Origin of the sequence: Ruminococcus flavefaciens (assembly GCF_900116855.1) — a bacterium.
In the GTDB taxonomy this organism is placed as follows: domain Bacteria; phylum Bacillota; class Clostridia; order Oscillospirales; family Ruminococcaceae; genus Ruminococcus; species Ruminococcus flavefaciens_R.
The window spans coordinates 116,066-132,669 of record NZ_UETD01000004.1 but is presented as its reverse complement, the minus strand read 5'-3'; the positions used below and the strand labels follow the sequence as shown (position 1 = coordinate 132,669).

22 protein-coding genes and 1 pseudogene are annotated in these 16,604 nt (G+C 48.7%); 1 reads left to right on the top strand and 22 read right to left on the bottom strand.

The features are described 5' to 3' along the window. Positions 1-2: 2 nt before the first annotated feature. The 9 genes from DSZ37_RS04810 to DSZ37_RS04775 form a co-directional block, all read right to left on the bottom strand. On the bottom strand, positions 3-758 hold the full coding sequence (locus DSZ37_RS04810) for a carboxymuconolactone decarboxylase family protein (protein ID WP_109725819.1): 756 nt from the start codon (positions 756-758) through the stop codon (positions 3-5). Positions 759-781: 23 nt separating this feature from the next. Continuing rightward, complete coding sequence (locus tag DSZ37_RS04805) at positions 782-1,558, bottom strand: flavodoxin (RefSeq protein ID WP_109725818.1); 777 nt, start codon at positions 1,556-1,558, stop codon at positions 782-784. Positions 1,559-1,583: 25 nt separating this feature from the next. Beyond that, entirely contained in the window at positions 1,584-2,447 is an 864-nt protein-coding gene (locus DSZ37_RS04800) for an aldo/keto reductase (RefSeq protein WP_109725817.1), read from the bottom strand. Between the two features lie 21 nt (positions 2,448-2,468). Then, the gene (locus tag DSZ37_RS04795) at positions 2,469-3,506 is read right to left on the bottom strand and encodes an aldo/keto reductase (protein WP_109725816.1); all 1,038 of its coding nucleotides are present in this window, start codon (positions 3,504-3,506) and stop codon (positions 2,469-2,471) included. Further along, entirely contained in the window at positions 3,506-4,123 is a 618-nt protein-coding gene (locus DSZ37_RS04790) for a TetR family transcriptional regulator (RefSeq protein WP_109725815.1), read from the bottom strand. Before DSZ37_RS04790 ends, DSZ37_RS04795 begins: the two co-directional genes overlap by 1 nt. Positions 4,124-4,308: 185 nt before the next feature. Next, positions 4,309-5,205 carry a sensor histidine kinase gene (locus DSZ37_RS04785; protein WP_181380245.1) on the bottom strand — a complete coding sequence of 299 codons (897 nt, stop codon included), beginning with the start codon at positions 5,203-5,205 and terminating at the stop codon, positions 4,309-4,311. Positions 5,206-5,231: 26 nt separating this feature from the next. Then, positions 5,232-5,972 (bottom strand): hypothetical protein, encoded by a 741-nt coding sequence (locus tag DSZ37_RS17640; protein ID WP_181380244.1) that lies wholly within the window; start codon positions 5,970-5,972, stop codon positions 5,232-5,234. Continuing rightward, positions 5,965-6,879, bottom strand: a complete 915-nt coding sequence (locus DSZ37_RS04780; RefSeq protein WP_109725813.1) for an ABC transporter ATP-binding protein — start codon at positions 6,877-6,879, stop codon at positions 5,965-5,967. Before DSZ37_RS04780 ends, DSZ37_RS17640 begins: the two co-directional genes overlap by 8 nt. Positions 6,880-6,961: 82 nt before the next feature. Then, positions 6,962-7,648, bottom strand: a complete 687-nt coding sequence (locus DSZ37_RS04775) for a response regulator transcription factor (protein ID WP_109725812.1) — start codon at positions 7,646-7,648, stop codon at positions 6,962-6,964. Between the two features lie 284 nt (positions 7,649-7,932). Between DSZ37_RS04775 and DSZ37_RS04770 the strand changes: the two genes are divergently transcribed. Next, on the top strand, positions 7,933-8,409 hold the full coding sequence (locus DSZ37_RS04770; RefSeq protein WP_109725811.1) for a hypothetical protein: 477 nt from the start codon (positions 7,933-7,935) through the stop codon (positions 8,407-8,409). 186 nt (positions 8,410-8,595) lie between these two features. Here DSZ37_RS04770 and DSZ37_RS04765 read toward each other — a convergent pair whose 3' ends face one another. The 13 genes and pseudogenes from DSZ37_RS04765 to DSZ37_RS04715 all read right to left on the bottom strand — a co-directional run. Further along, positions 8,596-9,444, bottom strand: coding sequence for an alpha/beta hydrolase (locus DSZ37_RS04765; RefSeq protein ID WP_109725810.1), 849 nt, complete (start codon positions 9,442-9,444; stop codon positions 8,596-8,598). A 67-nt stretch (positions 9,445-9,511) separates the two neighbouring features. Further along, positions 9,512-9,877: a hypothetical protein gene (locus DSZ37_RS04760; RefSeq protein ID WP_109725809.1), complete on the bottom strand. Its 366-nt coding sequence runs from the start codon at positions 9,875-9,877 to the stop codon at positions 9,512-9,514. A gap of 142 nt (positions 9,878-10,019) precedes the next feature. Beyond that, positions 10,020-10,373, bottom strand: a pseudogene (locus tag DSZ37_RS04755) (manganese catalase family protein); the annotation flags it as partial. Positions 10,374-10,451: 78 nt separating this feature from the next. Next, the gene (locus tag DSZ37_RS18175; RefSeq protein WP_347504415.1) at positions 10,452-10,925 is read right to left on the bottom strand and encodes a helix-turn-helix domain-containing protein; all 474 of its coding nucleotides are present in this window, start codon (positions 10,923-10,925) and stop codon (positions 10,452-10,454) included. Continuing rightward, positions 10,925-11,203 carry a hypothetical protein gene (locus DSZ37_RS04745; protein WP_109725808.1) on the bottom strand — a complete coding sequence of 93 codons (279 nt, stop codon included), beginning with the start codon at positions 11,201-11,203 and terminating at the stop codon, positions 10,925-10,927. Before DSZ37_RS04745 ends, DSZ37_RS18175 begins: the two co-directional genes overlap by 1 nt. Before the next feature lie 131 nt (positions 11,204-11,334). Then, entirely contained in the window at positions 11,335-11,460 is a 126-nt protein-coding gene (locus DSZ37_RS18110) for a hypothetical protein (RefSeq protein ID WP_278298104.1), read from the bottom strand. Between the two features lie 200 nt (positions 11,461-11,660). Then, positions 11,661-12,119, bottom strand: a complete 459-nt coding sequence (locus DSZ37_RS04740; RefSeq protein ID WP_109725807.1) for a hypothetical protein — start codon at positions 12,117-12,119, stop codon at positions 11,661-11,663. Continuing rightward, a complete protein-coding gene (locus DSZ37_RS04735) occupies positions 12,106-12,465 on the bottom strand; it encodes a hypothetical protein (RefSeq protein WP_109725806.1) in 360 nt (119 codons plus the stop codon). The genes DSZ37_RS04740 and DSZ37_RS04735 overlap by 14 nt, the downstream gene beginning before the upstream one ends. Before the next feature lie 2 nt (positions 12,466-12,467). Beyond that, positions 12,468-12,674, bottom strand: coding sequence for a hypothetical protein (locus DSZ37_RS04730; RefSeq protein ID WP_109725805.1), 207 nt, complete (start codon positions 12,672-12,674; stop codon positions 12,468-12,470). Positions 12,675-12,871: 197 nt separating this feature from the next. Then, positions 12,872-13,612 carry a glycoside hydrolase family 25 protein gene (locus tag DSZ37_RS04725; RefSeq protein WP_109725804.1) on the bottom strand — a complete coding sequence of 247 codons (741 nt, stop codon included), beginning with the start codon at positions 13,610-13,612 and terminating at the stop codon, positions 12,872-12,874. After that, positions 13,596-13,997 carry a phage holin family protein gene (locus DSZ37_RS17635; protein WP_164168413.1) on the bottom strand — a complete coding sequence of 134 codons (402 nt, stop codon included), beginning with the start codon at positions 13,995-13,997 and terminating at the stop codon, positions 13,596-13,598. Before DSZ37_RS17635 ends, DSZ37_RS04725 begins: the two co-directional genes overlap by 17 nt. Positions 13,998-14,010: 13 nt before the next feature. Then, on the bottom strand, positions 14,011-14,787 hold the full coding sequence (locus DSZ37_RS17630) for a hypothetical protein (RefSeq protein ID WP_181380243.1): 777 nt from the start codon (positions 14,785-14,787) through the stop codon (positions 14,011-14,013). Then, positions 14,787-16,604 (bottom strand): phage tail spike protein (locus DSZ37_RS04715; protein ID WP_181380242.1); only part of this gene is annotated, 1,818 nt, incomplete at its 5' end. The genes DSZ37_RS17630 and DSZ37_RS04715, both read right to left, overlap by 1 nt.

The following is a 16,604-nucleotide window of genomic DNA, read 5'->3' as shown; positions in this document are numbered from 1 at the left end:
TATTACTTCAGCTTGCCGTAGTCCTCGTCGGACACTGCCTCGCACCACTCTGTGCTTGCCTCCTCGCCTGCTATCTCAAGTGCCAGATGTGAGAACCAGCTGTCGGGTGCAGCACCGTGCCAGTGCTTAACGTTTGCGGGGATATTGATGACTGTTCCCGGAGTGAGCTCCACAGCCTCCTTGCCCCATTCCTGATAATAGCCTCTGCCGCCTACGCAGATGAGCATCTGACCGCCGCCGCTCTTGGCGTGGTGGATATGCCAGTTATTGCGGCAGGCAGGCTCGAATGTGACATTGTAAACAGGCACCTGCTCCGTGGAAACGGGAGCAAGATAGCTCTGTCCCACGAAGAACTGTCCGTAGGGATTATCCTCGCCTATGGGGAAGAATATGGTGTTCCGGTATCTGTCCTTGTCGGTGAGCTCGGGGGAAGTCTCGTTCCAGACCTCCTTTGCAAGCCTGAAAACTGCCCATCCCTTTGGCCAGCCTACATACATGGTGGCATGGGTGATAATGGCTGCTATCTCCTCTTTTGTGACTCCGTGAGCCTTTGCATTCTGAAGATGATAGCTGAGGGAGCTGTCTGTGATACCTGACGCCATCAGCGATACCACGGTAATGATACACCTTGTCTTTACGTCAATGGACTGCTCGTTCCACACCTCACCGAAAAGCACATCGTCGTTGAGATGTGCAAATGTGGGGGCGAACTCGCCAAGCTGTTCTCTGCCTGCTGTCTGTACTATTTTTTCACTCATGATATATCTCTCCTGTCCGTTAATTATTTGCTTTTAATCTCAAGGCTGTCGTACCACGCCTTTACATCTTCCTTTTTTGCACTTGCTGCAAAGCGCTTTCCCGTAAGCTGCTTCCCGATGGGCACCAGTGCGGCAATATTGCGCTCGCTGGCGGAAATGCCGCTGCTTCCCGATGTACAGAACGGTATCACTGTCTTGTCCGAGAAGTCATATCTCTCGAGGAAGGTGTCGATGATACGGGGCTCCTGTCCCCACCATATGGGATAGCCGAGGAACACCGTGTCATAGCTGTCAATGGAAGCTATGGGCTTTGCTATCTCAGGACGCACCGTCTTGTCGTTCTGCTCCTGATTTGCGCGGCAGGTGGAGTTGTTGTACTCTATGTCCTCGTCGGTATAGGGCACAGCAGCCTCGATGACATAGCTGTCCGCACCTGTGATATCTATGAGGTATTCCGCTATCTTTTCGGTGTTGCCTGTGCGCGAGAAGTACACAACGATGGTGCTGTTATCGGGCTCGGGAGCACTGTTTTTCTCTGCCTCACCCTTCATGAGACACAGGTCAAAAACGTCCCATACCTCATCACCGTTAAGGTCATAGGGCTTGTCGGTCAGGTCCTCCGTTTCCTTTCCGAGGAGGAAGTCCTGAAGGGCGCGAACATTCTCGGCAGTATATCTGCCTGCGGCTGTAGCTGCCGAAACAGCGTCAGTCTCCGCAGCTGTTCCTGCTCCTGTCTGACTCAGAGCCGATGCGGTCAGCATAAGAAATCCCGAAGCTATTACTGATATGAGCTTTTTCATACTACTCTCCTTTCGGAGCGGCAGCTCAGAACTTTCCGCCGAATACGGGGAAGAAACTGTGCTCGCCGTAGTTCTCGATGTGCTTTATGTTTTTGAGGGCTTCCATGTCAGCGTCGGAGATGATGAAGTCCAGCTCCGCGTTTTTCTTCATATGCTCGGGATCAGCTGTCTTTGGAAGAACTATCATTCCCAGCTGTATGTCAAATCTTATGCAGAGCTGCGGCACGGAAACTCCGTATTTCTCTGCCATTTCGGCAATAACGGGATTTTTCATTGCCTCGCCGTGAGCCACGGGAGAATATGCCTCCATGACTATACCCTTTGCTGTGCAGTAGTCGATCAGCTCTATGGGAGAGTTTGAGATGTGACAGAGCACCTGATCCACCATGGGCTTTATCTCCGCTGTCTCCCAGAGGCTTTCGATATCGCCCTGAAGGAAGTTTGAAACGCCTATTGCGCGGAGCTTTCCTGCCTTGTATGCGTCCTCAAGGGCTCTCCACGCCTGACGGTTGCCCTCAACAAAGCGGTCATCAGACTGATTGACCAGCTTCCAAGGCTGAGGTGAGTGTATTATCATCATGTCAAGGTAGTCCAGTCCCGTCTTGCAGAGAGTCTCGTCAATGCCCTCGGCTGCGGACTTGTAGTCCTTGTGCTCGGCAGCTACCTTTGAGGTAACAAATATGTCCTTACGAGGGATACCGCTTGTGCGGACGCCTTCTCCCACGCCGCGCTCATTGCCGTATGCCTGTGCTGTGTCGATATGACGGTAGCCCAGTGAAAGTGCAGCCTTTACAGCTTCTGCCGCTGCGCTGTCGTCAATGAGCCATGTTCCCAGTGCAAGCTGAGGAACTTCAACGCCGTTTGCTAAAGTGAGTTTTTCGTTAAACATCGTTATTACCTCCGTTTTATTTTATATTTTCTGGCTCCCTGTGGACCAGACGTGCTTTTCGTTCTTGTTTGCAGGCTTGTTCTGTGCCATTACTCCAGCAAGCGAATGAGGAACATAGGGCTCCTCCAGATAAGCGAGCTCATCGTCAGTGAGCTCCAGCTCCACCGCCTTTGCCGCGCCCTCGATGTGGTGTAGCTTTGTGGCACCCACAACTGGCGCTGTTACCTTGGTGAGCAGCCATGCAAGGGACACCTCTGTCATGGACACGCTGTGCTTTTCCGCAAGCTCCGCAACTCGCCTTATGATGACCTCGTCCTGCTCCTTGGTGGCGTCATATTTGAATTTGGCGTAGCTGTCCTCCTCGGCTCGCTTTGAAGTCTCACCGGGAAGCCTTGCAAGTCTGCCGCTGGCAAGTGCGCTGTACGGAGTCATGGCGATGTTGTCCTCGGCACAGAGCATTGCCATTTCGCGCTCCTCCTCGCGGAAGATGAGATTGTAGTGACCCTGAACGCTTACGAACTTCGCAAAGCCCTCCTTCTCCGCAAGGGCATTCGCCTTTGCAAGCTGCCATGCATAGCAGTTGGAAATGCCGATATAACGCGCCTTTCCTGCCTTGACTATCCTGTTGAGACCGTCAAGGATATCGTAAACGGGAGTGTTCCAGTCCCACATATGATAGATGTAAAGATCAACGTAGTCCATGCCGAGATTTTCGAGACTCTTGTTGATCATGCGCTCGATGTGCTGCTGACCTGTTATGCCTGCCTCGATATCGGCAGGTGTTCTCGGAAGAAACTTTGTTGCAACAACTACTTCATCGCGCTTTGCAAAGTCACGCAGAGCCCTGCCCACGTACTGCTCGCTGGTGCCTGACTGATAGCCTATCGCAGTGTCGTAGAAATTGACGCCGAGGTCAAGACCGCGTTTTATTATCTCGCGGGAGTGCTCCTCGTCAAGTGTCCATGAGTGCTGTCCGTTCTGTGAGTCTCCGAAGCCCATACAGCCCATACATATACGGGATACATTAAGGTCGGAATTGCCAAGCTTTGTGTATTTCATCATTTACCTCCCAACAGCTGCATTACGCAGGAATATATTATTTCATAAATGCTGTGCATTTTAAAATCCATTTTTGCTTCACGCATGGCTGTAAGCTGCTTTTCTGTGGCAAAAGTGTACGGATAGACCCCGAAAAGGAAGGGAAAGAATACAAAAATGAAGCTCTCTGCATCCGTATTCGGGAAAAACTTTTTCAGACAGACTCTGACTGCGTCCAGTGACGCACCGTATGCCACTTTGAAGTCGGTGAGCCTTTCCGCACGGGAATTCTCCTCCATGTCGTAGTGATTCATTGCAAGGAGCTTCAGAAGCTGCTGCCGCTTCTCAAGAGACTTCGCCAGAGTGTCCGCAAATTCCCCCGCAGTCATGCTGTCCTTTTCCTCCGAAAGAGCTGACAGCTCCTGCGCCCACAGCTCATACTCTCTCTGCATCAGAGCTAAGAATATCTCCTCTTTCGTCTGGAAATAGTTGTATATGGAAGTCCTTGTAAAGGACGTAACTGCGCCTATTTCCTTTATCGTTATCTCTTTGAAGCTCATGGTCTCATAGAGCTTCTCACAGGCGTTTATTATCTCCTCACGGCGTGAAGCCGTAAGCTCGGGTGAACCCTTCGGCATATCAATGCCCCCTTCATTTCATTCTGACACTGTGTCATTAATGATATTATAGCACTATACTGACACCGTGTCAATATATTTTCTTCAACTTTTAGTTTTTCGGCAAAACGCACTGTAAATCACCCGTCCATTAGTCAGAACTGCACAAAAAAGCCTCCCACGGTCGTACAGACCGAAGAAGGCTTTCATATTATTATCCTGACGGCAAAAACATCCCCGTTTATTTCTGCGGCAACATCCCAGCCAAGTCTGCCGCAGAGGAGCTTCACCACATAAAGTCCCAGTCCCGAGCCGCCTGATGTCCGCGAAGCCATACGGTAGAATGGCTCAAATACTCTGTCGATGTCCACGGACTCGCTGTCCGCAACGGTATTTTCCACGGAAAGTCTTACCTGCTCCCCCTCACGGCTCAGGTTCACGGCAAAGCTATCAACTGCGTATTTCTGAGCATTTGACATGAGGTTATTCAGTATCCTTGTGAGACTTCTGCTGTCGGCGCTGATAATTATGCCGTCGGCAATATCTATATCCGCGGAGATGTTCCGCTGTGATATCCAGTCATGCTGCTCCAGAACCGTTTCCGTCAGGATATTGCTGAGATTTACCTCCTCATAGGTAAGCTCCTCGCCGCCGCTCTCTGTCTTGGTGAGCTCGAAGAACTCGTCGGAGAGCTCCTTGAGATAGCGGTTTTTCTCCATGGCAATACTGAGGTATTCAGCGTTTTTTCCCGTAAGTCCGCCGCTTTTCTCTATCATTTGCAGATAGCCCAGCGAAGCTGTCAGCGGTGTGCGGAAGTCGTGGGAGATACCTGATATTACTGTGCTCAGCTGGCGCCTGCTCTCCTCGTATTCCATGGCAAGTTTTCGCTGGATATCGGTGTGCTCGTTGACCTTTACCGCCAGCCCAACTATGTCCTTGTCGAAGTCCGACACCTTCATAGGCTGGCTGTAACCGCTGTCCTTCAGCTTTTCAAGCTCCCGTGAGAAGCTGCGGATATTACGCTTCAAGGACAGATATTTCCGCAGCAGCACTGCCGAAAGCAAAAGGAGGCACACGCAGACTGCTCCAAGTAAAATTTCCATAGCGCGAACCTCCTTTTCTTGATTTATTAAACGTGACCGCCGATAGTTGTCCTTACATACCACTTTCTCTTGTGGGACGTATAGGCAAGAGCGTACATTATCGCAAACTCGATGATAAAGCCGATGAGCGCCTTTACCACAAGTCCTCCGCTGAGGTAGCCGTTTGCCGCCAGTGTACATTCCGTTGCGGGGAACCACCCGAATATGGCAACAACAGTATCTGACATTGAGATAACTGCGTCTTCATTTGAAGCAAGTCCCAGCATTGAGACGATATTCTCAAGAATTATCCTGACATACGCTAAAACAATGCCTTCCCCTGTCTTTATCGTCATGGATATGCCGATGACAAACATTGTCATTCTCAGAAAAACGATATAAAACAGCGCAATAGCCATGATCGTCTTCAAATTATGAGAATATATCAGCATTATCAGGCTCAGGGGGATAAAGTACATCACCGTAAGAAGCGATGTATATACTATGATCCTGTACCATATGAGCTTGTGGACGTTTGCACCGTCCATTATTTCGTAGTGTGCAGTGCGGTTTGTGTAATGCTTTCCTAATAGTGCTCCTGCACACATTGCCATCATACAAGCCATAATCGGAAAGCTGCCTGCTGCCACCTTATAGCTGGGGTGAAGCGGATCCGACATGAAGGTGCCAAATACTAATGTCAGCGGCATAAAACCAAACAGTATGTATGCCAATACGCTTCTTCCTCTTGTTATGCGGTAAAGCTCTGCTTTTATGTAATTACTCATGGCTGCCACCTACCTTTTCAAGATAATAGTCCTCAAGGGACTGTCCCGATTCGTAAAGCTTGGTGATTATGCAGCCGCTGTCGGTAACGGTCTTGGAAATGCGCTCCACCGCGTCAAGCTGCTCGTATATCTCGATGTCTCCGCTCTGGAGCACCTTGTAGCTGCCGATGGAAAGCTTATCTTCAAGCACGGCTGCGGTCTTTTCGGTGTTGTTTGTCCTCAGCACTATGTGGCTGCGGCACCTGTTGTGAAGCTCCTCAAGGCTGAGATTTTCCACAAGCTGTCCCTTGTTGATTATGGAGAAGTCCGTGCAGAGCTCCGAAAGCTCGGACAGCAGATGGCTTGATATGAGTATGGTGACGCCCTGATCCTCCGAAAGCTTTTGCAGTATATGTCTTACCTCTACTATGCCCTCGGGGTCAAGACCGTTTACGGGCTCGTCCAGCACCAGCACCTCGGGCTTTGTGAGGAGAGCCATTGCAATGCCCAGTCGCTGTCTCATGCCAAGGGAAAACTTGAGCGCCTTCTTCCTGCCCGTGTCCTTAAGATCAACGATGTCAAGCACCTCGTCGATGCGCTTTTTATCGGGATAGCCCCTTACATAGCGCACATAGTTGAGGTTCTCGTATGCGGTCATATTGTAGTCCACTATGGGAGCCTCTATCATGAAGCTCATGCGTCTGCGGTTCAGGTCAAGATCATCGCGGCTTCCGTAGAAGCTCAGCTCGCCCGAGGTCTGGAACATAAGTCCCGCAAGTATCTTCATTATGGTGGTCTTGCCTGCACCGTTGGGACCGATGAGTCCCGTAATGCTCCCATTTTTTACATCAAGGCTGAAATTCTTCACCACCTCGGCTTTTTTGAAGCGCTTGGTGATGTTTGTCATGGTTATCACGCTATTGCCCATAGCGCCGCCCCCTTTCGTCTTCGTTGATCCTATTCTAACAGGCAAGTGTAAAGAAAAGGTTAAGCGAATGGTCAAGAATATGTCAAGTTATGAGACGATAACCCATTCCCCACACAGTCTCGATATATTCGTTGTCGGGGTCAAGCTTTTTAAGCTTCTGACGGATATTGCTCATATGCACCTTAACGGTCTTGTCGTCGCTTATGTATGACTCTCCCCACACGCTCTCAAACAGGTTCGCCTTTGACCACAGCTTCCGGGGACTTTGCAGCATGAGCTCCAGTATGGAGAACTCCTTGCTCGTCAGTGACATGACGCTTCCGCAGACGGTGACTGTACCTGCGGTAACGTCAAGGGTAAGGTTCTTGCAGGTAAGCAGCTTAACCTCGTCCTGCGCGGACTTTGCGTCATATCTGCGAAGCACCGCCTCCACACGCACCAGCAGCTCGTCAAGATCAAAGGGCTTTGTCAGATAGTCGTCCGCGCCCATCCTTATCAGGTCTATCTTGGAGCGCGTATCGCTCTTTGCCGAGACTACGATAACGGGAATATCCGTGAACTCCCGTATCTTTGTAAGCACCATATCGCCGCTTTGGAAGGGCAGCATGAGATCAAGTATCAGCAGGGATATGTCCTCCTGCTCACGCACCATGCGCACCGCGTCAAGCCCGTTCAGCGCGGACAGTGTCTCATAGCCCTGTGAGGACAGATATTCGCAGATAAGACGGTTTATTTCCCTGTCGTCCTCCGCTGTCAGTATCTTCTTCATAGTGTTCCTCCGGATAAAATGTTTGTTGTTAACATTATATCACAGCGAATGAGAAAGGTCAATCACCCGACGGATAGCCAGCGGGTCCTTATGATCGGAACTGCATATCTCCATCACTCTTTTACCGCAGATATCCTTTTCCGATGCCATTTCACGCTCAAAAACTACACTTCACGCTCTGCCATTGACTTTATTCATCTGACGTGATATAATTATTACGTTATTATTATGCAATAAACAATATATATCATCGCACACTAAATCATTATAAAAGGAGAGTTTTTATGGAAAAATTTGTTATTGACCCCATAATAAGTGAACAGTTCAAATACTATCAGAATATGTGTTCACTTCTGGCAGAATTCAAAGATTCAACATTTGCTCCCCCGGCTGCACTCGAAAAGATCAATGAATGGGAAGAAGAAAACGATACAGTTTTACCTCATCAGTATAAGAGCTGGCTCATGTTAACGGCAGAATCTTCTATTTTAGATCAATTTATTGATTTTTCATGGCCCGAAATCGGAACTCTTAAAGAAGAAAACGATATAATTATCATCGCTTCCGTGATCGGCGACGGAGAAACAGTCTTTATCTCACGTTCTGACGGAAAAATAATGTCAATATTTGAAGGCGAGACCAAGGAATACAACGATTTCGACGATTTCTTGACAATAAAGTCCCTCTACATCGAGTCGATGGCAGAAGAATTCATTGGCGAAGATTGGGGAGATATCTATGATGAAATGTTTGAGGATTGATCATCATTAAACAACATTGTGATCATCATTTCGACAGGATGCCGGTATCAAAACCTGACAATAACATTATAATTAAAGCCGATACATAACGTATCGGCTCTGTTACTATTTGGTTTGGTTCGGTGTGTTTACTCTGACGGGCAAGACTTGCAGGCTGCCCGTTTTTGTTTTATTATACGTTGGTGCTTATGTATCTTTAAAGAGTTCCTTTTTGGATATAAACTCTCTTATCTTTGTGCTGATACGCTCACTCTCAAAATAGTGGATATAGTGACCGCAGTCAAGGAAAACCGTTTCGGCGCCAACACCGGCAGCGTACTTGCGCTCGTTCTCACGCCAATTAGCCGATACCTGTTTACCGTCTGACACGAACATCAGCATAGGACAGCGTGGCATTTCCGATGATGCGGTGACCTTAGCATTAGCCTGCACCGCTCTCGCTTCATTTATATAACAGTCGTTCATCAGATTTCTCTTTTTGAGCAGCTTAAGCTCCCTGCATTCATTTTTATCAAGTCCGCGCCTGCTCAATGGATACCAGAAAAGCAACCCCAGTCTGTTGAGCTTCTGAAATTTCTTCATAAGACCTATTCGCTTTTTTATCTCACTGTCACTCCACTCCATGTAGGTTATTGGCGTTGCCATATCAAGTCCGATGATCGCCGCTACATCTTCGGGATACAGCTGTTTCCACCTGATAGCCTCCAGACCGCTCATAGAGTGCGGCAGAAGAACATAAGGCGGCTTTTCACCTGCGGACTCCAGCGCCTTTCTCTGATAAGCTATAACATCGTCTATTTTACATGAACCTTCATACAAGTCAGAGTAACCGTAACCGAATTTTTCTATAACTATGATCCTGAAATCTCCGATCAGCTTCTCATACAGTATCTTAAAAACATACATGGGTGCTGCGGTCCCCGAGCCTGACATGAACACAAGCTTTGGCTTTCTCCCATCTCCTGCCCTGAATATGTGCAGCTTATGACCGTTTATATCAACATATTTCAAATCTGTCCTAAAATTATACTTCATATTATTCCTCAAATTCCTGCGTTTTTTAGTTCTTGTTCAGTTATGATCTATAGTTCATCAGCTGATCTCACAGCAGCTCCCTCATTCGCGGAGTGATATTCCAGCAGTCCTCGGGCTCCTCGTCCACACATGACCACGAAAAAATGGTATGCCTGTGATTATCGCGGAGAAGTATCTCCTTCGTGTCAGCCCACAGCCTGTCCGCCGCAGCCTGCTCCCCGTCCTGCTCCAGCAGGTCTTCTATCCCCTGCACGATAAGGTTCACAGCAAGGTATTTCTGCCAGATGTCCATATCCTCGGAATGCCTGTTGTAGAAAGCGATATAGTCATCTGTGTGCTTGGGGTCGCCTGCACACCACTCCCAGTCCTGTTCACCCGAAAAAGGCAGTCTCACACCGCACTCCTCGTTCATTTTCTCATAGAAATTATCCATTTTCTCTCCTCATCTCTTTTTCTCTGTGTTTTATAAATTATAACATAAAAGCTTCAAAAAGGCAAGATAAGCGGCATAAAAGTTTCCCAGCAGAAAAGCGCTGCCGCAAAACAGGGAGCGGCGGCTCTACGCTTACTGTGCTTCACCATGACCGAAACGGTTCACCGAACCGCTGGTAATGAACTATCTCACGTTCACGGAGAAAGCGTATGGGGTCCCTTACATCGGGATCGTCCGCAAGTCTGAGTATATTGTCATAGGTGGTGCGGGCTTTCTGCTCCGCAGCCATGTCCTCCTGAATATCCGTAAGGATATCGCCCTTGGACTGGAAATAAGCCGCTGTAAAGGGCGTTCCCGAGGCAGCTACGGGGTAAATGCCCGTAGTATGATCCACAAAGTAGGTATCAAAGCCGCTTGCCTTTATCTCCTCCATGGACAGGTCCTTGGTGAGCTGATAGAGTATCGCCGATATCATTTCAAAGTGGGCAAGTTCCTCTGCACAATAATGATATACACGAGGAAAAGCCGCATATAACTGCGGCTTTTTTTGTCAAGTGCAAAAAGTGCGGAATTTTCAAATCAAGCCTTCTTTTTTGAGCTTGTATTCGATCAATTCCACAGCCCATTGAGAGGGCTTTCTTCTTCCCGCCTCCCAGTCCTCAATGGTGCGTTTCGGAATGCCGAAGTATTCCGAGAACTCTTTCTGCGTCATATCGCAAGCTGTACGGAGTTCCTTGATCGTCCGAACGTGGGGCTCATGCAGGTCATATATTTGTACGGGGTCGTTCTGCTTTATAAGCAAGTCCAGCAAGCTCTCCGCTGTCATAACTGCGAGTCTTTCGTCGGCTTCAAGCTCCGATGCCTCTATCGGTGCTTCGTCGACTACAAAGTCGTAGTTGACAGCAAATTCTATACCGTGCTCCTTGTACTCCTTTAGCCATACGGCAAGGAGCTTGTCCTTGCCGCATTCTCTGATGTCTTTTTTCAACTCTTCGATAAGCTCTGAGCACTCGTAGCTTATCGGGTAGCCTTTGCTCCCTATCAACATTAGCAGTACCCCGCTTTCATCTGCTTGCAGAGGTTAGATGCTGCCTCAGCATATGCCTTCTCTATTGCTGCGTTAAGTTCTTCGATAATGCCGTTATACTCTCTTGAGATAATCTCGGTGTTATACCAGCCTTTTATTCCGACAACCTTAATTCTTGCCGTAAGTTTATCGACTTCTTCTCCCGCAATTCTTGCGCCGACTTCTCTGTCAAGGCTTATTGCTTCATTAACTGTGAAGCATCCTCCGTTCTTGATGATGTTCATTATTTCCTTTTTCATAAAGTCCTCCTTGCCTTCTGGCGACCTGCATTACCCACTTGACTTTTTTCTGCCTTTGTGCTAATATGATTATATCATCGGTAGGGCGGCGGCAGATACCGCCCAACCTTTGATTTTGTTCAGTTGAGGTCTCAGCCTTTTGGCTGGGACTTCTTTTTTAATTTCTTTTTCAGTTTCTTTACTTTAATTTTTAGTTTAATGTTTTCTTCGACAAGTCTTTTAAATTCTCTTGCCTGTTCATTTGTCATTTTTTTCATTTTCTTCTCCTTTCTGGCATCTGCCACCGTATTAGGAAGGCTGTTTCCCTTTCCTTGATTATATTATATCACGCATTGCGTGATTTGTCAATAACTTTTAAGAAAAAAATACTCATTGAGTGATATTTGTATACTTGCACAAATATTTGTACTCTGTTTTGTACATAATAAAAGGAGCTTCCAAAGGGAAACTCCTTTTATTATTTCTTTGTATACCTCTTTCCGTATATGCTTCTCCAGTTGCCGTTTTTATATTCTTTGCGGCATTCGGGGCAGGCTTTAGCTCTGCCCGAGCGTTTAAAATCTTTGCCGCATATAACGCAGCGGGCGTCTGGCACTCGCCTTTTGGCATTACGCGCAGGATTTATAATCTCTTTGTTTTTGCGGTAATATTCAAGGGATTGCTCAGTGTCAAGCTTTTTGTGCATGATATCCTGACATTTCGGACAGTATTTCTGCAATCCACCCTCAACAGTGTACTCTTCGCCGCAGTTCTGGCAGATGTCTTTACTTCCGAGGCTTCTTTTCGGAGTGCTCTTGCGATACTTGGCAGATCGTTCGCGCTGACGCTCTTTGCGGCAGTCGGGACAATACCATGCCCGAGGACCGCCTTTAAAGCTCACTCCACAAGTACGGCATATCCTATCATATATCGACATCGTCTGAGCCCTCCACCTTGAGCTCAGTGATAAGCTCGTAGCCGATAAGCAGTGCAAGGTAATCGGGAGGAGTGCGAGCCTCTTTACCTTCGGCACACCAGTTCTGCATGGACCTATACGGGATCATGTACTTTCCCGCAAAGGCTCTCATACTCAGACCTGAGAGTTCCACGAGTTCTTTCATACTGTTTTCGGCTGCTGCGGCTATTATGTCTACAGCTTTTGTCAGCCCATCGACTGTAAGCTTCAGCTCCTCGGGAAATCCTATTTCGCCCAGCAGGCGCTCTTTCGAGCGCCCGAGGTTGATGTATTCGCCTATCAGCGTTTTGTAGTAATCGTAGTTCATGATTAATACTCCATTTCTGCTGCTTCGTAATCAAAGCAATAGTTTCCGCAATCGTCGAGGTAAAAGCCCTCAACTTCTTTTTCGTAGCCTTTTCTGCAATCGTCCTGATCGTTGATGTCATATCCGAGTGAGTACATTGCTTCTTCAATTGTGAGTGAGCGGTTAGTTGTGATTGTACCGATTTCAATTCCATTTACCTTAATAGTCATAGTGCCCTCCTTGCCTTTCGGCGTTCATCTTTCGGGGTTCTATCCCCCTTTCCTCGATTATATTATAGCACTCATTGAGTGCTATGTCAATAGGTTTTTAAAATAATAATACTCATTGAGTGATATTTGTATACTTGCACAAATAACTGAACTTTGTTTTGTGTAAAATTAAAGAGCTCCCCGAAGGGAGCTCTTTCTCAATCGCCCAGCAGACCGCTGAACTCGTGATCGTCTATGATAGGCACTCCGTCGATGATCACCTTGAGATGATGGACGGTGTGTGCCTTGACAGGCTCGGACTGCTGCACAGGCTCGGGCTTGGAAAAGCCGTTGAGGCCCTTGCCCTTGATGATTGATGGGTAGTCCATGTACGACTCGTCAAGATCGACTTTCTCGGTGATACCCGATACTCTGCCCACGTCAGATTTTTGCCATACGCCGTAAGTCTTGACGTACTGCGGCTTGCTGCCGTATCTTGCCACCCACTTGTCAAATGCTGCCAAGCGTGAGATGTCGAGTCTTTCCGCGAAGCCGTACACATCAGAGGCATATATGCCGCAGTAGTAGCCTGCCTGCTCCATAGTCTGACAAAAGCCGATACAAGCATCTGTTGCGCCTGTCTTATGCTCAGGAGCTGTTTTTTCCAGATCGATGTACACGGGGAACTCGAACTGCTTGCCCTCGATGATCCTCAGGAAGCGCTTCGCGTCCGCGATACCGTCCTCGCGGGATATGCACTTGCTGCCGACAATGTAGTATGCACCGACAGCGAGCCCGGCACCCTTTGCGCCGGCATAGTTCCGCTGGAAGGTGCTATCTTCATAAAATCCATCATCTGAGCCGCCTGCCTTGATAATCGCGAACTCAATACCGCTGTTCTTGACTGCGATCCAGTCGATAGTCAGCTGATGTCTGCTGACGTCAATTCCGTTTTTCATCTTTTTCCTCCTCGTCTTCAAATACTTTTAGCCTTTTTACAATTTTCTTCGCCCATAGTGCATTGGGGTTTATCACGCAGTAGTTCTCAAGCATCGAGAGCATCTCCATGAGAGCTATATACCCGAATACCGCGATTGCCGCAATCGTGCCGGCTATCTGCGTCAGCTTCTCGGGTTTATCCCCGTAGTATCGCCCGAGGGCCTTGATGCCTATCTCGAGCCAGCAGGTGGCGGTCATTATGATGATCTCAGCTATCTTGTTCAAGCCTCCTTTCCGCATCTTGCTGCTGCTGAGCTTCCGTGTGATGTATGCCTTGATTATACCTGTGATGAAGTCCGCTATTGCGAGACCGAGTACTACTGTTATCATGATTATATACTGCATTACATTTCCCTCCTTAACTATCTGCATTGTTATCACCTGCATCTGTACTTGTAAGCTGTGCAGTTGACTGCACAGAGCTGAGGCTGTTGCCGCCGCCCTGAAGCGCCTGCACCATCGCGTAGAGCTCGGCATAGCTCGGACGGTATGGCTGATAAGCCTGTGATATATCCCATGCTGCTTTCGAGCAGACCATGGGACGGAATACCGCATTTGATATACTTGTGCCATTTATGACGTAGATCCTCACGAGCACCTTGCTACACGAGGTAAAGCTTCCCGTCGTACCTGTGTCGGACGTCGTACCCGCGATAGCGATGTTGTATGTGCTTGCCGAGCCGCCTGACGGGCAGCCCGAGAGGATCCAGTTGCCTGCCTCAATCGAAAAGCCTCCCGGCATTGAAAGAATGAAAACTGCATTTGCTCCCGAAGCTGTGCCGTTTGCTGTGATTGACATATCATCGTTGACTGTGAATACGACTCCGCTTGAGTGAGTGTAGACATTGTTCTCCCATGTACCATAGGTATTCAACTGCTTGAGACTATCAACAGATGTTATCGGCAGGCGGTTTTTCGCTCCGCCGTCGATAAGCTCAGCAAGTGCGGCACGGTCAGCGGCTTCGGCGGTATCGAGATCACTCTGAGCGTTCTGCACTTCCGAGATATTCTCCGCCTGCTCATGCAGTGCGGTGTCGAGCTTGTCCATATTCTCGGTGATCACACTCATGTCGAACTTGTCGGCGTGATCTTCCTGCTTGCCGAGGTTATAGTTCGACGTATATGTAGTACTCATTATTTTCCCTCCAGTTCGTTTATCGTTCGGCGCTCAAGTTCTGCTATGTCGAACGCTTCCATGCCCGCAATGCTCATACTCATGAGTGCAGTCTGAGTATTGTACAGCTCCGCCTGCATCGACTGCATGGCGGCTACGTTCTTGCCCTCCACAGAATTCGGGGACACTATGGTCTGCGACATGACTGTCTGCCGTATCAGCGAGCGTCTGGTATTGCCGAGGGTGATCTGTATCGCCTCGCCCGTCAGCTCATTCCTGCGGATAGAGACTATCTTCATCTCGACATCTATGCCGAGATGTTCGACATAGATCGTTCCCTTGTAGCCTACGTCGTAGTTCTGCAAGTTCAGGAAATCTTTGTACTTCGGGTCGCCCTTGATGTTGGCGACCTCCACAACAATGGAGACCGTCGGCGTGCTCATGTTATCCCAGTACGGCCATACAGATTTCCACAGACGCTCGATGCCATCGGCTGCCTCGTCTGAGTAAGTAAAATGGATACGCCTTGTCTTATGATGATGTACGATCCAGTCGCCCGATGTATCGTACCATACGCCTACCATGTTACCGTAATTGTCGACGCCGATCAGGTTCGTGACCCAGCCCGACATATCTATCTTGAAGGATATCTTCGTAAGGTCGGTGCCGTACCTCAAGGTAAACGCATTGCCTTCAGGTGCTCCCTCAAGTGTCTGATTGACGCTCATGTGAAAATTGTCTCGATATACCTCGCCACCGTAGAGAGTGACGAGCGAGTTATCGGCGCCGAAAATCGACTCGATGATGCTCTGATCGGTGATAGCGCATTCCATCTGTCCCTCGAGGTCGGATGTGATATCAAACGTATACTCTCCGACCATGTGCTGCTGATTTGGAAAGTCCTTGACGCGGTGAGCGTTCAGCTGCGTGATGTAGTTCTCGCCGCCGACGGCTGTGAATTGTGCCTCCTCTATCCAGTAGTCGCTCATATCGTAGGTGATATGCCATGCATGGGCTGTGATATACTCTGAGTCTGCCTCTGCGACTATCTCAGTCTCATCTATGCGGAAAAGCTGACTGTTAACCTTGACGATGTTCTGCCCTACTATGTATGTCCATTTCCCGAATGGGTCTATCGGGTGCGTGAGAGTGATATCCCAGCGCCCTTTATCCTCTTTTTCTGACGTCACTTCCGACGGCATAAGGATAGCAATGCCGTTGTGGTCAAAGCCGCTCTGCGGTTCGTGTATGTCATATATGCTCACCTGCGCAGGGCGTTCCTCAGCCCACATCGGCACAAGCTCCTGCTCGGTGTACTTGATGTATACTGTAGGCTGCACTTCGCTGTCACAGGTGATGGTATTGCGGCCGTAGTAAGTGGGTATACTTCTGCCAGTGCTTGCAAGGGATATCGTCTGACCTGCTGTCAGCTTCTGTCCGATGTCTATCTCGATATCTGTTGCGCCTGCACCCACTGAGCTGATAGTCAGCGCAAGCGTTACCTTGTGCGGCTCCCAGCAGCTCTCGCCCGAGATAACGGGGCTGCCCGATATTGGCAGGGTGACGCTGAACTGCGATGTCGGTGTGTCCACAGGCACTATCATGTAGCGGAATACAAGATAGGGCGTGATATTATCAACAGCGTAGGAGCTGTCGTACTGGAACATCTTGGAGAATACGCCGACACTGGTCTCCTCCGCTATGGTGAATACGGACTCTTTTCGGGTCCATCTCCGCTGATTTTCGCTTTCGAAGAAGTTCTCCCAAGTTACTTCTATGAGTATATTTCCGCTGCTGTCCACAAGGTCGTATCTGGGGATATGGTTCCCCGGCAATAC

Coding starts and splice junctions, on each gene's coding strand:
- DSZ37_RS04810 (WP_109725819.1), bottom strand. CDS start 758: ATGAGTGAAAAAATAGTACAGACAGCAGGCAGAGAACAGCTTGGCGAG.
- DSZ37_RS04805 (WP_109725818.1), bottom strand. CDS start 1,558: ATGAAAAAGCTCATATCAGTAATAGCTTCGGGATTTCTTATGCTGACC.
- DSZ37_RS04800 (WP_109725817.1), bottom strand. CDS start 2,447: ATGTTTAACGAAAAACTCACTTTAGCAAACGGCGTTGAAGTTCCTCAG.
- DSZ37_RS04795 (WP_109725816.1), bottom strand. CDS start 3,506: ATGAAATACACAAAGCTTGGCAATTCCGACCTTAATGTATCCCGTATA.
- DSZ37_RS04790 (WP_109725815.1), bottom strand. CDS start 4,123: ATGCCGAAGGGTTCACCCGAGCTTACGGCTTCACGCCGTGAGGAGATA.
- DSZ37_RS04785 (WP_181380245.1), bottom strand. CDS start 5,205: ATGGAAATTTTACTTGGAGCAGTCTGCGTGTGCCTCCTTTTGCTTTCG.
- DSZ37_RS17640 (WP_181380244.1), bottom strand. CDS start 5,972: ATGAGTAATTACATAAAAGCAGAGCTTTACCGCATAACAAGAGGAAGA.
- DSZ37_RS04780 (WP_109725813.1), bottom strand. CDS start 6,879: ATGGGCAATAGCGTGATAACCATGACAAACATCACCAAGCGCTTCAAA.
- DSZ37_RS04775 (WP_109725812.1), bottom strand. CDS start 7,648: ATGAAGAAGATACTGACAGCGGAGGACGACAGGGAAATAAACCGTCTT.
- DSZ37_RS04770 (WP_109725811.1), top strand. CDS start 7,933: ATGGAAAAATTTGTTATTGACCCCATAATAAGTGAACAGTTCAAATAC.
- DSZ37_RS04765 (WP_109725810.1), bottom strand. CDS start 9,444: ATGAAGTATAATTTTAGGACAGATTTGAAATATGTTGATATAAACGGT.
- DSZ37_RS04760 (WP_109725809.1), bottom strand. CDS start 9,877: ATGGATAATTTCTATGAGAAAATGAACGAGGAGTGCGGTGTGAGACTG.
- DSZ37_RS18175 (WP_347504415.1), bottom strand. CDS start 10,925: ATGTTGATAGGGAGCAAAGGCTACCCGATAAGCTACGAGTGCTCAGAG.
- DSZ37_RS04745 (WP_109725808.1), bottom strand. CDS start 11,203: ATGAAAAAGGAAATAATGAACATCATCAAGAACGGAGGATGCTTCACA.
- DSZ37_RS18110 (WP_278298104.1), bottom strand. CDS start 11,460: ATGAAAAAAATGACAAATGAACAGGCAAGAGAATTTAAAAGACTTGTC.
- DSZ37_RS04740 (WP_109725807.1), bottom strand. CDS start 12,119: ATGTCGATATATGATAGGATATGCCGTACTTGTGGAGTGAGCTTTAAA.
- DSZ37_RS04735 (WP_109725806.1), bottom strand. CDS start 12,465: ATGAACTACGATTACTACAAAACGCTGATAGGCGAATACATCAACCTC.
- DSZ37_RS04730 (WP_109725805.1), bottom strand. CDS start 12,674: ATGACTATTAAGGTAAATGGAATTGAAATCGGTACAATCACAACTAAC.
- DSZ37_RS04725 (WP_109725804.1), bottom strand. CDS start 13,612: ATGAAAAACGGAATTGACGTCAGCAGACATCAGCTGACTATCGACTGG.
- DSZ37_RS17635 (WP_164168413.1), bottom strand. CDS start 13,997: ATGCAGTATATAATCATGATAACAGTAGTACTCGGTCTCGCAATAGCG.
- DSZ37_RS17630 (WP_181380243.1), bottom strand. CDS start 14,787: ATGAGTACTACATATACGTCGAACTATAACCTCGGCAAGCAGGAAGAT.